This window comes from Algoriphagus zhangzhouensis (assembly GCF_900148515.1).
GTDB classification, from domain to species: domain Bacteria; phylum Bacteroidota; class Bacteroidia; order Cytophagales; family Cyclobacteriaceae; genus Algoriphagus; species Algoriphagus zhangzhouensis.
On sequence record NZ_FRXN01000005.1, the window covers coordinates 26009 to 41902 of the forward strand.

The window sequence follows — 15894 nt, forward strand, 5'->3', positions numbered from 1 at the left end:
TTAGGAAAGAAGGTTTTGTCTTAACAAGAATTCTAATTGATCATTTGCTTTGATCAATGATTGTGTCAAACGTTCGTTTTCCTTACGAAGCGTATATACTTCAAAGGCATTTTTAATGACTGTTCTCAAATAATCTTCTTCCCAAGGTTTGGTTAGGTAATGATATACTTGACCTTTATTAATAGCATCAATTACTGCTTGGATATCTGTATATCCAGTCAATAAAACTCTAATTGGATTTGGGTGAATAGGGATGATTGATTCAAGAAATTCGACACCTGTTTGCTCAGGCATTCTTTGGTCAGTAATGATGATGTCTATCTCTTCTTTTTCTAGAACCTCTCTGCCTTCTTTTGCTGAAATAGCAAGGAAAATTTTAAAATCTCGGCGAAAAGTAGCCTTGAATGCCTGAAGGTTATTTTCTTCATCATCCACGTATAAAATTCTTATTTTTTCTTCAGACTTCTTTTCCATTAATTTTCCAAACTAATATGGTATGTGAAATTAGTTCTAAATAATTGTATTTTTTTATCAAAACCAAACAATTTGTTTTATGTATTTAATCAATAGCGCATTAGATTTTTCAATGAATTAGAATAAATAATTGATACAATTGATTTGACATATAAAATCAAAAATTAACTTTACCTACTGTCACCTTTACACTTTCTTACCAAAAATGCTTATTTCATCCAAATCTGCCTTGGCTGATCAGGTTTATCCAGTAATTCTTGATCCTAAGAATTATTGTGATAAAGAAAAGCTGGTGGACCTATTTCACAATCCTCAAATATCTATTGTTGATCAAATTGAGAGTCAGGTTGCAGACCTGATAAAGTCTAGTCATCCGACTAAAGCATTATCAAAGAAAGAATTAGACAGACTAATAGAAGAGTTTTTCGAAGGTCAAATCAAGGAAGATTATGGTAATTGGGTTTATTACCCATGGAAATATACTTTAGTTCACCTTTTGCCGGAAGAGGAGTTTATCAAAGTTAGAACACTAAGAAACAATTATAAGATCACGCCACAGGAACAAGCTGAACTGGCTCAAAAGAAAGTTGGAATCGTCGGCTTGTCAGTTGGGCAAAGTATTGCTTTGGTCATGTCTCTTGAGAGAAGTTTTGGGGAATTGCGTCTTGCAGATTTCGATACCTTGGAATTGAGTAATCTTAATCGTCTGAGAGCGGGGGTGACAAATTTGGGAACTGAGAAAGTTGTAATTGCTGCTAGGGAGATCTCTGAAATGGATCCATATCTCAAATTAAAGCTCTACCGAGGAGGTATTTCTGAGGATAACATTGATGAGTTTTTTGAGGATGGGGGGATGTTGGATCTGATAATTGATGAATGTGACAGTCTGGATATAAAGGTATTACTTCGAGAAAAAGCCAGGAGTAAAAAAGTGGCTTTGATGATGGAGACTTCAGACAGAGGGATGCTAGATGTGGAGCGTTTTGATGATGAACCAGATAGACCATTGTTTCATGGGTATTTGGGCGATCTCAATTTGAAGTCATTGAAAAACCTGACCAATAAGCAGAAAGTACCTATGGTACTGAAGATTACAGGTGAAGATACCCTTTCAACTCGGATGAAAGCTTCTCTACTGGAAGTGACTCAGAGTATCACATCTTGGCCTCAATTAGCTTCTTCTGTATTTTTGGGAGGTGCTTCCATTGGGCATGTTGCACGAAATTTTTTATTGGGAGAAGATATTGAGTCGGGTAGGTATTTTGTGGATTTGGATGAATTGATTCCTTCCAAAAAGATTAAAAAAGTAGAACAAACCCCTTCCGAAGGATTAAGTCAAAGTTGGTCTGATGAATCAATTTATGATTACAAGGAAGGTTCTACATATAAGTTGTTGCCTGAAGAGTTGGAGCATTTGGTTCGATTAGCCAATTTGGCTCCTTCAGGTGGAAATTCTCAACCATGGAAGTGGGTTTTTGATAAAAATGGAGTTCTCCACTTGTTTGAAGATAAGTCCTTGAGCAATTCCCTGTTGGACTATAAAAGTTCAGGCTCCCTTTTAGCCTTTGGAGCTGCTCTTGAAAATATTCGTCTTGCTTCTGCAGATATGGGTATACAGGTTGAGATAGAATATAAAATCTCTGAATTTGAACAAGATTACATTGCACAGGTTCGTTTCCTTTCAAAATCTTCTGAAAGCATTTCTGTTCCATTTGGAGAACTTTCCCAAGGGATTTCTCTTAGATGCACAAATAGGAAAAACGGTCCAAAAGAAGAATTAAAGTCAGAGGTTCTTGAGATTTTGAAGACCATAGGGACTAAAGAAAAAGAGATTTCAATAGAAGTAGTTTCTTCCAATGAAGACTTGAAACAACTTGCGGGTATTATTGGGGGTATGGATCGATATCGATTGCTTCACGAGCAAGGATATCAGGATTTTATGAATGAAATCCGATGGTCAGATGAAGAAGCTAAAAGCACAGGCGATGGAATAGATATTGCAACTTTGGAAATGGATCCTTCCTCCAGAGCTGCCATGGGCTTAGTTAGAGATCCTGGTACGGTAGAATTTTTCAGGAAACATGATTTGGGCTTTGGCCTTTCTAAAATTTCTGATGATACCATACTTAGCTCCTCAGCCATTTTGATGATTGAAAGCGATTCTTATGATCCTATTTCGATCTTAAAAGCTGGTGCTACTCTTCAGAGAATTTGGTTGAAAGCTAATATATTGGGCATTAGTATTCAGCCCGTTTCCGCATCCCTGTTTATCTTTCATAGGGTAGAATGTGAAGAAAACAGTGGGTTTTCTCCAGAAGAAAAAGAAGGTATAAAAGGATTGAAAAAGGGCCTGAATGAAATTTTCAATAAAGATCTTAAGAAGAAAGAAATCTTTATGATTCGCCTTAATAAAGCAGATGAACCAAGTATGCGCTCCTATCGTCGGGATGTGTGGACAAGCCTAATAGTGTTGTAGGATTATGTATAAGTTGATTGCGTTCAAGGCGGTAGATTATCCAGAGAGGTGTGAATTGTTCATTGAGGGGCATCGACAAGTATTGGAAAGTATTGGAGTCAAAAAAGTCACATCTGCTAATAATTCATGGGCTCAAAACCCTGATGTCATAGTGGTAATTGTGGAATCCAGCGAGGATGGGCAGATCTACGGAGGTGCACGAATTCATAAAGCAAATGAAATTTCCCCGCTGCCGATGGTGGAGGCAATTCAAGATCTAGATAGTTCAATCAGGGATGTAATCGCTAAGGACCTCGATGCAGGAACCGGTGAGGTTTGTGGTCTTTGGAATTCTAGAAAAATCACTGGATTAGGGATAGGTGCTATTTTTATGGTTAAAGCTTGTTTGGCATTGGCACCAAAAATTGGCTTAAATTCACTATATGCATTATTTGCACCTACTACAGTGAAACTTGGACTTGAAATAGGATACGAAGTTTTGTCTGAGGTGGGGAATAACGGTACTTTTTATTATCCCAAATTGGATTTGATTGCCACTGCAATGAAACTTCATGATGTGGTCAATCTTCCCATGACAGCAGAGGAACACCGAGAACCGATTTTTAGAATACGAAACAATAGATCACTGATCATTGAAGAAGTTTATAGAAACAGACATGTCACATTAGAGTACACATCTTTTTTAGAATGATAAGAACATTAGTAATAGTATTTATAGCTGCATTCTTTACCATTTCTTGTACAGAAAAGAATGAGGACGATTTTAAATATGTAGGCTACACCATGCTTTCCGAAATGGGAGAAGGATTAAGTAATCTCAATCTGGATAATATTTCTTGGAAAGAAGAAGATGATGCAAACCTTTTCTTAGGATATAGCGATTCGGTGATTTTGATCAAAGTCGTCTTGAATTCTAGGTTTTTAGAGGAAAATCTAGTTGATATTTCATTTGAAAATCCAATGCTCAATGAAATAGAGGTTTATGATCAAAATGGAGCACTTCTATCCAAATTGGGGAGGGTGAATTATACCAAAAGTGATTTCAATTCACTCTTTAATCAAGATATGATCCCAGTTAACCAGGCTTTGACCTATTTCATCAAGGTGAAAAGTCTGGGAAATATCGTAGTTCCGATAGAAATCAATCATGAATCGGAATCCACCTATGCACTTAAATTGGATCAAAAGAATGTGCTTTTTGGGATTTATTTCGGGATTGTGTTGGCTATGTTTTTTTACAATCTCTTCCTATGGTCTTCAACCAAGGATTACCTCTATGGGATTTTCATCTTTTATATCCTTTTGGAAGGACTCAACCAAAGTGTGTTGGCGGGCTATATTGATGCCTACTTTTGGCCCGATAATATTTACCTAAAAGAACACGCTTTCTATATCACCACCATTTTGGTTTCAATGACGGGTATTTATTATTCATTGAAGTTTTTGAATATTAAGAATCTCAATAAGAGAGTTTATAATGTTGGGTTTGGAGTTATTGTAATTTACTTTTTTGTACTGATTACATTCTTTATTGATTTTGGAATCGGTCAGTTCAATATCAAAATCATGCAAAGCTTATTGGGTTTTGTGTCATTCTACTTACTATCAATTTCAATTTTCAGCTTAAGGAAAGGGTATCGCCCTGCTAAATTCTTCTTATTTGCCTGGTCATTATTGATCGGTAGTATGATGATATTCCTTCTTAGATATCTGAATTTCCTACCTCATAATTTTTTCACCAATTACGTATTTACAATTGGGGTGACGTTTGAGACAATTTTGTTGGCTTTCGCATTGGCAGATAAAATCAACATCCTGAAAAAGGAAAAAGAGCGTGAGCAGTCAGAGCGTTTAAGAGTATTGAAGGAGAATGAGCAGCTGATCAAAGAGCAAAATGTTCTTTTGGAAGATAAAGTAAGAGTAAGAACCGATGAATTGGAACAGGCTCTTAGAAATCTTCAAAATACCCAAAGCCAATTAGTAAGCCAGGAGAAGATGGCTTCTTTAGGTCAGTTGACAGCTGGTATTGCTCACGAAATCAATAACCCAATCAACTTTGTGAGTTCCAATATTATGCCTCTTAAGCGAGACATTGCGGACATTATGGAAGTGATAGAGTTCTACAGAGAGACTGGAAAAGAAGAATTTAAAGAAGAGTCTAAGAAGAAAGCTTTGGATCTGGAAGAAGACTTGGAATTGGACTATGTGCTTGATGAAGTTGATCAGCTTCTGAAAGGGATGGAAGAAGGAGCAAAAAGAACTGTGGAGATTGTGAAAGGCTTAAGATTGTTTTCTAGAGTTGATGAGCAAGACGTGAAGAAAGTGGATCTCCATGATGGTATCAATAGTACTATTATCTTGCTGAATAGTTCGATTCCTGGAAAAATAAGAATTGTCAGAGAGTTTGGAGAATTGCCTTTAGTGGAGTGTTTGGCAGGTAAAATCAACCAGGTATTTATGAATATTATCAATAATGCGGTTCATGCATTAAGTGATAATTTAGATACCATTAGTGATCCTAAAATAACACTAAGGACCAAGAATGAAGGTGATCAGGTGGTTGTGGAAATTGAGGATAATGGTCCTGGAATGCCAGAAAGTGTCAAGCAAAGAATTTTCGAACCTTTCTTTACTACAAAGGCAGTAGGGAAGGGTACAGGTTTGGGCCTTTCAATAGTTTATTCTATTATTGAGAACCATAAAGGGACTCTGGAAGTAAAATCTGAAGAAGGTCAAGGAACTACTTTTATTATAACGCTACCTGTTTACCAAAGCACAGCCAAATATGAATAGCAAAATTCATGTGCTCTACATAGATGATGAGGATAATAACCTCAAATCTTTTAGAGCTACTTTAAGAAAGGATTTTAAGATTTTTACAGCTATTGATGCAGAAGAAGGGCTTAAAATAGCTCAAGAAGAAGATGTTCATGTTGTAATCGCTGACCAAAGAATGCCGGGAATGACCGGTACTGAGTTTTTTGAAAAACTGATTGAAATCAATCCAGATCCTATCCGTATCCTCCTGACCGGATATTCTGATATTGCCTCTGTAATCGATGCGATCAACAAGGGTGAAGTTTACCGTTTTATCGATAAGCCATGGAATATTGAGCAGATCAAAAACTCGATCAAAAACGCAGCGGATATTTTCTTTATGCGTCAGGAGCTCAAAGAAAAAAACATCAGGCTAAAGAAGTTGCATACAGAAATGAATCAATTTGTTTATAGTCTTTCTCACGAATTGAGAGGGCCATTGATGAGTATTTCAGGAGTATCCAAACTCGCCAAAATGGAGGTGAGTGATCCGAATATCATGGAGTATTTTGAAATGATTGATTCTGCAACTACCAAGTTGGATGACTTCATTTACAAAATGTTGGACTTTTATAGATCTACTAAAATTGATCACAAAGTTGCTGAGATTGACTTTAAAGCAGTAGTAGCCCAACAAATGGAAGCCTATCATGCTAAATTTAATCTGGAGCATTTCCATATTGATGTACAAATCACCCAAGAAGATGTATTCTATTCGGATGAATCTAAAATCCGAGTGATCTTGAATAATTTATTTAGCAATTCTGTTCAATTCCAAAAAAGGGGAGAAGGTGAGAAAAGGATTAGTCTTACTGTTGATGTGAGAGAAGGTCAAGCTCTTATAATGTTGGAAGACAATGGGATAGGGATTGATGAACGTCATCGTTCTGATGTGTTTAATCTATTTACACGTGCCACTCAAAAGAATGTAGGTACAGGACTGGGCCTTTATATGGTAAAAGAAGCCGTGGAGCAATTGGGCGGAAATATTGAATTGGAATCTATATTGGATGAAGGAACGACCTTTAGAGTCGCTCTACCTTCATTGAAATAACCCCTTCTTTGTGGGGATTTTAATCGGAAAGCGTATCTTTGCGGACCAACTTTTTATTAACAAAAAGAAAAATTTATGATTAACCCTTGGCATGATGTCAATATTGGGAAAGAATCTCCTGAAATTGTAATGGGAGTTGTTGAAATTCCCAAAGGAAGTAAAGGCAAATACGAATTGCATAAAAAATCAGGGATGTTGATGTTGGACAGGGTATTATTCTCTGCGGTTCACTATCCTGCTAATTATGGATTTATTCCTCAAACCTTTTGTGAGGATCATGACCCATTGGATATCTTGATTATTTCTCAAATTGATATCCCATCTATGTGCTTGGTTGAAGCAAAGGTGATCGGTGTTATGAGAATGGTCGATGGTGGTGAGGCTGATGATAAAATCATCGCTGTAGCTGCAGGTGATCAATCCGTAAACTATATCAATGACATCGACGAACTTCCTCCTCACTTGATGAAGGAAATTCACAGATTCTTTGAAGACTATAAGAAGTTGGAAAACAAAGAAGTGAAAGTAGAAGACTTCTTAGGCAAAGAAGATGCTCTTAGAATTATCAGGGAGAGTATTGATCTTTACGACAAGAACTTCAGAAACCAATAAAAAATTAAAGCCTGAGAAATCAGGCTTTTTTGCTTTTTACGCGTTGCTTCGGAGCTTTTTTGATCAAATATTTGATTAGGTCTGTATAAGCGTCGTGCTCGTGATTGGAAACCGAAATGGACTGCTTGTCCGAAAATGCAATGGTCAATTGCTTGAATTCTTTTTTATTGGCCATTACCACTTCCTCTTCCCAGGCTAAAATATCAGAAACGGGATATGCTTTATGAAATCCCCGAAGTGGCATCTTAATGATGATCTGATCTCTTCCCGCAGTGATAAATCGAAAACCCGCCAACATTTTCACCAATAGCATCAAAAGAACCAAGGTGATAATCGTAGCAGCAATCAGATAAAACCAAAAGCCAAAGCTTCCTTTGTAAGCGAAATCCCTCAAAATCAGGATTAAGCCTGCCAAAAGAGCCACTACGATGATTCCCAGTGAAAAATAAGTGGAACTTTTCGGTTTAATGACGACCATGTGCTTGTTGAATTTCTTGAAGTTTTTCGAACGCAAAAGTCTCTAATTCTTTGAAAAAAGCTAAGAAAATCACGTCAAATTCTTCTTCTCTTTCTACTAAAGCCGAATGAGCTTCTTCCATTTTGGAATTGAATTTGGTTCTTTTGGACATTCCTGTAAGCGCACTTTGAATACCCTCTACGCTTCCATAGGCCAAAAGCCAATTGTCCTTTCTCATCCAATAATACATGTTTGCAAAGCGTGGAGGAAATATCTCTTCATAAGAGTCAAGGGTTTCAAAAGTTTCCTGAATAAAGGTCTTCAGAGGAATATCTTTGAACTCCTTCCAATGTTTAATTAAAAAGTAATCGAAAAAAATATCTGTGATCACAGTAGAATAATGTCCAAACTTGGGTCTCAAATAGGATTGTCCTGCCTTGACAAGTGGATGGGAATCAGTAAAGAAATCAATTTCTCGATGGAGCAAAATCCCCATCATAATGCCATCCTCAAAGTCATTAATCTGCTTTCCTTTGACAAAATCAGCTATAAAATTCCCGACCAGAATTTTTTCTTGTTGAAAGGAAAGAAATGCATGAGCAAGAAAATTCATAAGGGAGAAACTCTAAGACTTTTGATTAGTTTCGCCTAAAATACGGATTGATGGACAAAGTCACTGAGGAATTAAAAAAAGGTCTGAAACTTTTGAAATTGGAATGGCAGGAGGATCTGGCCCAGTACAAGAAGAAATTTTTGAATACTTCTCTGGTTGCCAAGAAGAAAGAAGGAATAACTTGGTACCCTGTGCAAGTGAAAAAGTCCAAAATCGGAATGGGAGAGAGGTTGTTGGTGGAAATAGAAAAATTGGACCATCATCAGGCTTCCTCTTTTCAATCCGGAAAATCTGTTTCTTTTTTTTCCAATCAAGAAGGCTACCAGTCTGCGGAATTTAGAGTCAATGGTGTGATCAATACCGTCAAAAAAGACATGATGGTGGTCACACTTCAAGCAGATGAATTGCCAGAATGGATGGAGGGAAGCAAACTGGGAGTTGATTTACTATTTGATGAGGCAAGCTATCGGGAAATGGAATTTGCCCTTAAGCAAGTGATCAAAGGCGATACTCCCAGAATCAAAGAATTCAAAGAAATTCTCCTGGGTGATCAGGCTCCAAAATTCAATTCCCAAGACAGAATAGAAAAGGCTAATCTAAACTTTTCACAGAATCAAGCCTGCCAGAAAATATCCGAAGCTCAAAATGTAGCTATCATCCATGGACCTCCGGGAACAGGGAAAACGACTACCTTGATTCAGGCGATTCTGGAAGCGGTTGAGGATAGGAAGTCTATCCTAGTTTCTGCACCAAGTAATGCAGCTGTTGACTTATTGGTGGAGAAATTAACAGATCAGGGAGTCTCTACACTTCGTCTCGGACATCCGGCAAGAGTGGAGGAAAAAATCCTCAATCAGACCTTGGACGCCAAAACTGTCCAGCATGACAGCTACAGAGACCTTAAGAAGCTCCGAAAAGAGATAGATCAGTACCTTAAACTGGCCAAGCAATACAAAAGGAATTTTGGTAAAGAAGAAAGAAGGCAACGCCAATTACTTTTTGATGAAGTGGGTAGAATACGTGAAGCGGCTAGACATTTGGAGGAATACATTTCCTATGACATTTTCCAAAAAACACAGGTCTTTGCCTGTACTTTGGTGGGTGCTTCTCATTTCCAGTTGAAAGAGATGACTTTTGATGTGGTATTCATTGATGAAGCCGCTCAGGGCTTGGAAGCTGCTACTTGGATTCCGATTTTGAAAGCAAAAAAGATTGTATTTGCAGGAGACCACCTTCAACTTCCACCAACTATCAAATCCTACGAAGCTTCCCAATCTGGATTGGCCGAGACACTGATGGAGAAAGTGATATCCAGAAAGCCAGAAGCAGCCGAATTACTGCAGGTTCAGTATAGGATGAAATCTGAAATCATGGGCTTTTCCAATTCATATTTCTACAAAGGGAAATTAGAAGCTGCCCCGAATACGGAAGATCATTTCTTTGAAAATGAACCTGTTTTGGAATGGATTGATACTGCCGGGGCAGGATATACCGATAGACAGGAAGAGGATAGCTTAAGTACATTCAATCCTGAGGAAGCTGCTTTTGCTTGCCGCTATTTGGAAGATTTGATCAAACGGATTGGAGTCGGGAAATTCAAAGAGAATGAATGGACTATTGGATTGATTGCGCCTTATTCAGCGCAAGTTCGGTACTTGAGAAGTCTGATTTTTGAATCCTATGATTACCCGAATCTTAAAGCTTTCTCTGATTTGATTACCATCGATACGGTGGATGGGTTTCAAGGCCAGGAAAGAGATTTGATGCTGATTTCTTTGACTCGATCCAATGAACGGGGTGAAATTGGCTTTTTGGCGGATGAGAGAAGAATGAATGTCGCCTTAACCCGTGCCAAACGCAAACTGGTTCTAGTAGGTGATAGTAGCACTTTGGCTATCAATCCCTTTTTTGACTCCATTCTTCAATATTTTGAAGAGACGGGTCGATATAGAAGTGTTTGGGAGTTTATGGATTCTTAGAGTCTTTTTCATCCTCCGATTTCCCAGAAAGCTTAAATACCAAATAACCAATACCGATCACAAAGTGTAGTGCAACGATGCTGACGACGATAATGATCCCGGTATTGCTCATAGATTAGTTTCTAGAAATTATTTCTTGTTGATAGACCAAATTGAGAAGGCTAAGTACCTCTCCAAAAGACTCTGCAGTTTTCAATTGCTCATCAGAAACCTTTTTGCCTAAAAGTCTACAAAGTAATAAACCATAAACACCATTCAGGCAAATCTGGATTTCATTACCCAAGTCCTGTCCTTCCGCATCCATCACTGCCTGTACGATATGTGGTTTGGCTTTTTGATAGGATTCGAAGTAGGTTTTATCGGTTTTAAGTAATTGCCAATGGATTTTTGAAAGCTCATCAACCAATTTGCGAGTTTCTTCCAAATGGCCTTTCTCAAGAATTTCTTCTTGTTCCATTCTGGATTTGATTTCTTCAAACCATGAAGAAATCTCTGATTTTTCCAGTTCCTCAACTGGATAATGTGAAACCACATATTGATTGATTTCTTCCAGATTTCCCTGATAAGATCTAATCAGATCCTCCATCTGGTAGAGGTAAAGAATGTATTCGGCAATATTGTTAAGCTTCTTTTTGGCAGCGATTGACTTCATAGTTTTCTAAATGTGCTGCAAAGGTAAAAAACATAAAATAAAAGGGAGTCTTGAATTTGAAGACTCCCTTATCTCTTATTGTTCGGTGGATTCTGTATCTACAGACTCCTCTCTCCAGCCTCCTCCTAAACTCCTATACAATTCCACCTTGGCCAAGGCTAGTTGCATTTTCAGCTGGACTACTTCCAATTGGTTTTGAAGCGCATCTTCCTGAGCATTGATAATCTCCAGATAGTTTGCAAAACCACTTTCGAAAAGCAAGAAGGCGTTGGTCATGCCTTTGGTAGTCGTGCGCATCCGAGTTTGTGCAATTTCATATTCCTCTTGAAGCTTTTCCATGTTTACTAAAGCATCTGACACTTCAGTCACAGCTGTATTCACCTTTTCTCTGAAATCCAGTTCCGCAATTTCTCGTTGTTTGATGGCGATTTGATGATTGGTTTTTAGTTTTCTGTTTTGGAAAATAGGTTGAAAAAGAGCTCCGTTTAGAAGTGCAAATCCAGACCCAATCGGATCCAGGACTGTTCCCAACTGCATTGAATTTAATCCCATTCCAGCACTAATCGTCAAAGATGGGTATTTCATCGCCTGAGCAATACCTACTCTAGCATTGCTGGCAACCAGATTGTATTCCGACGCCAAAACATCTGGTCGGTTTTGAATCAATTCCAAAGGAACTCCAGTACTATAGCTATTGCTTAATGCCAAATCTTCCAAAACACCACTCAAGGCAATCGTTCCCGGTGTTTTTCCCAAAAGATTATTGAGTCTGTTTTCATGAAGAGTATAGGCTTTCTCCAATTGAGGAATCAAAGCCTTGGCGCGGAGCATTTGGGATTCTGTTTGTTGAATCGCCAAAGCGGTGATTTCCCCAGCATCGTATTGAAGTTTGACGATTTTCAAAGTGTTCTGACTCAAAGCAAAGTTTCTCTGGGCAACAGTTAGCTGAGACTTAAGCATCAGCATATTGAAATAAGTGCTGGCAATTTCAGAAACGATGGCTGTTTGAAGAGCCTTTTGAAACTCCTGAGTTTGCAGGTATTTAGCCAAGGCAGCATCTTTTTGCCAAGCCAATTTGCCCCATACATCCAATTCCCAACTGCTTTGCAGAGAAACAGCATAAGCTAAATTCTCAGTATAAAGGGTCGTTGGTACTCCATCCGGATGGTTTCTTCTGGATCTATTGGAACCATAATTATTGAAGTTCTCCGAATAGTATTCTCTTCTAAATGATCCAGGTGTAGCACCTAGACTTGGAAGGAAATTAGCTTTGGATTGCAAGAAGCTTTCATTGGAGATTTCAATTTGTTTGGCTGCTTTTTGCAAATCAAAATTGTGATCCAAAGCCTCTTCAATCAATGAATTCAAGGTGGAATCTTTGAAAAATTCCGTCCAGCTGATGTGTGCTATTTGCTTTTCACCAACAAAAATGCTGTCTTGGAGCTTTTCTCCTCCATAGAATTCCTCAGGAATATCTGTCTCGGGACGAGTATAGCTTTCCCCGACTTTACAGCTGCTTGCAACCGCCAAAATCAAAAAGAAAGGAACTATATATTTGATCATTTTCATGATTTATCTGAGTCTTTGGTGATACTAAGTGCAAATCGATCTTGAAGATCCTGGAAAAGGTAAGCTAGAACAGGAATGAAAATGAGGCCTAGTGAAATCCCGAAAATCATTCCTCCGGCCGTACCAATACTGACTGATTTTGTCCCTTCGGCGGACGATCCTACTGAAAACATCAACGGAACCAATCCGGCTGTAAAGGCAAAAGAAGTCATCATGATAGGACGAAGTCTTTGCTGACAGGCTTGTAGTACAGAATCAAGAATATTCAATCCTGCTCTTCTTTTTTGGGCCACAAATTCCACTATCAGAATGGCGTTTTTGGCCAGCAAACCGATGAGCATAATCAAGCCGACTTGTACATAGATGTTATTATCGATTCCTACGAGATTGATTGAAACAAAAATCCCAAGAATCCCTGCAGGAAGTGATAGAATCACTGCCATAGGCAGCCAGAAACTTTCGTATTGGGCTGCCAAAATAAAGTAGGTCAAGATGATGCTGATGATAAAGATCAAGGTGGTGTCGGAGCCTGACTTTTTCTCTTCCAAACTCATCCCGGTCCATTCAAATCCTAGGTTTGCAGGAAGTTTTTGTTCACTCAAATCCTCAATCACCTTCATGACATCTCCGGTACTGTAACCTTTGGCAGGAGTAATATTGATCCGAGCAGCATTGTAGAGATTGTATCTAAAAACTGTCTCAGGACCATAGGTGGGCTCAAGTTTGACGAAGGCAGTCAAAGGAACCATTTCACCCTTTTTGTTTTTGACCATGATGGAATTGATCGCTTCCGGATTTTCACGATACTCAATATCAGACTGCATATAAACCATGTACTGACGAGTGAATCGGTTAAAGTCCCCAACTCGCGTTCTACCAAAATTGGATTGGATGGTAAACATCATGTCCTTGACAGAGACGCCCAAAGCTTTTGCCTTTTCGTAGTCGATGTCAATCTTGAACTGCGGGAAATTGGTATTGTAAGAGGTAAAGGCTTTTTCTATGGCTTTTTGTCTACTTAGTTCCGCAAGGAATTCATTGACCAAAACACCAAACTCTGCCAAATCTCCATCTGAATAATCCTGAAGGACGATTTGAACCCCATCAAAATTACCGAAACCTTGGATGGTCGGTCGAGGGTACATGTTGATTTTTGGCTCATTTAGAACTGAAAGCTTTTCTGTCAAATGCTTCACTACGTCGTTGAGAGCAGAAATATCACCTCTTTCAGAAACCGGCTTCAATTTGATATAGCCCAAACCTGTGGAGGCACTTTCTGAATCATCTACAATGTTGTAACCCGAAACCGTGTTGACACTGGCAACAGCTTGCTCCAAATGTAATAGTGAGTCAGCTTCACGCAACAATTGATTGGTTCTGTGAAGGGAAGATCCCTCTGGCATGGTCAAAGAGAAAATCAAGAAGTTGTCATCTTCTGTTGGGATAAAGCCTTTTGGGGTGGTGGAGGCCATAAAATAGGTTCCAGCGCAAACCAAAGCCAACCCACCAATTGTCCACCATTTTCCTTTGATCGCCAGTTTGACAATTCCGATATACCAATTGGTGAACCGGTCGAAAACAGTGTCGAATTTCTTCAAGCCTTTACCTTTGATAGTTTTGAGCTTGTCAGCAGGTTTGGAGTTTTTGACTTTTTTCCAAAGGTTTTCATCCTCCGTCTCTTCATCCTCAGCTTTCTTCTTTTTACCCAAAATCAAAGCACTCAATACTGGAACCAATGTCAAAGCATTGATTGCAGAGATCAATACTGCGAAAATGATGGTGAAAGCGAATTCTTTGTAAAAGACTCCAACAGGCCCATCCAAGAATCCAGCAGGAAGGAATACGGCCGCAATTACAATCGTGATAGAAATGATCGCTCCAGTGATTTCTGATAAAGCGGCATTTACAGCGTCTAAAACCTTGAGTCCCTGTTCATGCATTTTTTCATAAATCGCCTCGATTACCACAATCGCATCATCGACCACAATCCCGATGGCAAGTACGATTGAAAACATACTCAATACGTTCATTGTCGCTCCAATCAATTGGAGGAAAAAGAATGTGCCGACTAAGGAAACTGGGATAGAAATCGCTGTAATGATTGTCGCACGGAAGTCTTGAAGGAAGATGAAAACAACCAAGAAAACCAGTACAAAAGCCTCAATCAAAGTCTTTTGAACGTGGTGCATGGACTCATCAATCTGATCGCGAACACTATAGGAAATGTTGTATTTCATTCCTTCAGGGAAGGCTTTCGCTTGGTCTTCCATTATTTCCCGAACAGCTTTGTCGATTTCCACCGCATTGGCTCCTTGCTGTTGAACGATGTCAATGGTAACTGCCGATTTGCCATCTAATTTGTTTTCACTGGCATAATTCGATGCTCCAAACTCCAATCTGGCTACATCTTTCAATTTCAGTTGGGCGCCGTCCTCTTCAGTCTTGATGACCAGGTTTTCATATTCTTCAGGCTCACTGAATCGGCCATTGTGTTTTAGTACAATTTCAAAAACCTCTTCGGAGTTTTCACCAAATCTTCCCGGAGCCGCTTCGAAACTCTGGTCACGAACTTCAGTGTAAACTTCCCTAGGAGTCAATCCATAAAGGGCTAATTTCTCAGGATTCAACCAGATCCTCATCGCATAATCTCGGGATCTCAAAATGGATGCTTCCGCAATTCCTCCAACACGCTTTAGTTCTCTTCGGATTTTCATCCGAGTGTAGGCATTCAAGAAAGTCTCGTCATAGGTGCCATCTTCACTGTAGATATTAATGGTCATCAAGGAACCTTTAAGTCTCTTTAAAACCACAATCCCTGCTTCGCGAACCTCTGCAGGGATTTGTTCCATGACTTTGGAGATTCTGTTTTGGATTTCGACAGCCGCTACATTGGGGTCGGTTCCCGGTTCGAAATAGACCGTAGATCTACCACGACCAGAGTTGGTAGCAGTTGAGTTTACATAACTCATGTTTTCTGCGCCATTGATGGCCTCTTCCAAAGGCAGAAGGACGGATTTGGCAACCGTTTCAGCATTTGCTCCAGGGTAGTAAACCTGCACACTGACACTTGGAGGGGCGATTTCTGGGAATCGCTCAACTGGAAGTACGCTCATACTTGCAGCTCCTGCCAAAACCAATAGAATGGAAATGACCAGAGCAAGTACAGGGCGTTTGATGATATTTTTGATCAT

General features: G+C 39.0%; 13 protein-coding genes. 6 read left to right on the top strand and 7 right to left on the bottom strand.

From position 1 onward, the window contains the following. Positions 1 to 474, bottom strand: coding sequence for a response regulator (locus BUF13_RS16330; protein WP_073572898.1), 474 nt, complete (start codon positions 472 to 474; stop codon positions 1 to 3). Positions 475 to 679: 205 nt separating this feature from the next. Here BUF13_RS16330 and BUF13_RS16335 point away from each other — a divergent pair, with 205 nt between their 5' ends. The 5 genes from BUF13_RS16335 (at position 680) to BUF13_RS16355 (ending at position 7433) form a co-directional block, all read left to right on the top strand. Further along, positions 680 to 2950, top strand: coding sequence for an Rv1355c family protein (locus BUF13_RS16335; protein ID WP_073572899.1), 2271 nt, complete (start codon positions 680 to 682; stop codon positions 2948 to 2950). 4 nt (positions 2951 to 2954) lie between these two features. After that, positions 2955 to 3641, top strand: a complete 687-nt coding sequence (locus BUF13_RS16340; RefSeq protein ID WP_083586487.1) for a hypothetical protein — start codon at positions 2955 to 2957, stop codon at positions 3639 to 3641. Continuing rightward, positions 3638 to 5743, top strand: a complete 2106-nt coding sequence (locus BUF13_RS16345; RefSeq protein ID WP_073572901.1) for a 7TM diverse intracellular signaling domain-containing protein — start codon at positions 3638 to 3640, stop codon at positions 5741 to 5743. Before BUF13_RS16340 ends, BUF13_RS16345 begins: the two co-directional genes overlap by 4 nt. Continuing rightward, entirely contained in the window at positions 5736 to 6821 is a 1086-nt protein-coding gene (locus tag BUF13_RS16350) for a hybrid sensor histidine kinase/response regulator (RefSeq protein WP_073572902.1), read from the top strand. Before BUF13_RS16345 ends, BUF13_RS16350 begins: the two co-directional genes overlap by 8 nt. Positions 6822 to 6896: 75 nt before the next feature. After that, a complete protein-coding gene (locus BUF13_RS16355; RefSeq protein ID WP_073572903.1) occupies positions 6897 to 7433 on the top strand; it encodes an inorganic diphosphatase in 537 nt (178 codons plus the stop codon). A gap of 19 nt (positions 7434 to 7452) precedes the next feature. On the opposite strand, the gene BUF13_RS16360 is transcribed toward BUF13_RS16355, so the two are convergent. Next, entirely contained in the window at positions 7453 to 7911 is a 459-nt protein-coding gene (locus BUF13_RS16360; protein WP_073572904.1) for a hypothetical protein, read from the bottom strand. Then, the gene (locus tag BUF13_RS16365; protein ID WP_073572905.1) at positions 7898 to 8503 is read right to left on the bottom strand and encodes an acyl carrier protein phosphodiesterase; all 606 of its coding nucleotides are present in this window, start codon (positions 8501 to 8503) and stop codon (positions 7898 to 7900) included. Before BUF13_RS16365 ends, BUF13_RS16360 begins: the two co-directional genes overlap by 14 nt. Positions 8504 to 8553: 50 nt before the next feature. Between BUF13_RS16365 and BUF13_RS16370 the strand changes: the two genes are divergently transcribed. Beyond that, positions 8554 to 10482 (top strand): IGHMBP2 family helicase, encoded by a 1929-nt coding sequence (locus tag BUF13_RS16370; protein WP_073572906.1) that lies wholly within the window; start codon positions 8554 to 8556, stop codon positions 10480 to 10482. On the opposite strand, the gene BUF13_RS20840 is transcribed toward BUF13_RS16370, so the two are convergent. From BUF13_RS20840 to BUF13_RS16385, 4 genes are all read right to left on the bottom strand, one after another. Next, complete coding sequence (locus BUF13_RS20840) at positions 10469 to 10594, bottom strand: hypothetical protein (protein ID WP_262710387.1); 126 nt, start codon at positions 10592 to 10594, stop codon at positions 10469 to 10471. The genes BUF13_RS16370 and BUF13_RS20840 overlap by 14 nt on opposite strands. Positions 10595 to 10597: 3 nt before the next feature. Then, positions 10598 to 11134 carry a DUF4924 family protein gene (locus tag BUF13_RS16375; protein ID WP_073572907.1) on the bottom strand — a complete coding sequence of 179 codons (537 nt, stop codon included), beginning with the start codon at positions 11132 to 11134 and terminating at the stop codon, positions 10598 to 10600. 75 nt (positions 11135 to 11209) lie between these two features. Next, a complete protein-coding gene (locus tag BUF13_RS16380) occupies positions 11210 to 12703 on the bottom strand; it encodes an efflux transporter outer membrane subunit (protein ID WP_083586488.1) in 1494 nt (497 codons plus the stop codon). Then, complete coding sequence (locus BUF13_RS16385; RefSeq protein ID WP_073572908.1) at positions 12700 to 15894, bottom strand: efflux RND transporter permease subunit; 3195 nt, start codon at positions 15892 to 15894, stop codon at positions 12700 to 12702. The genes BUF13_RS16380 and BUF13_RS16385 overlap by 4 nt, the downstream gene beginning before the upstream one ends.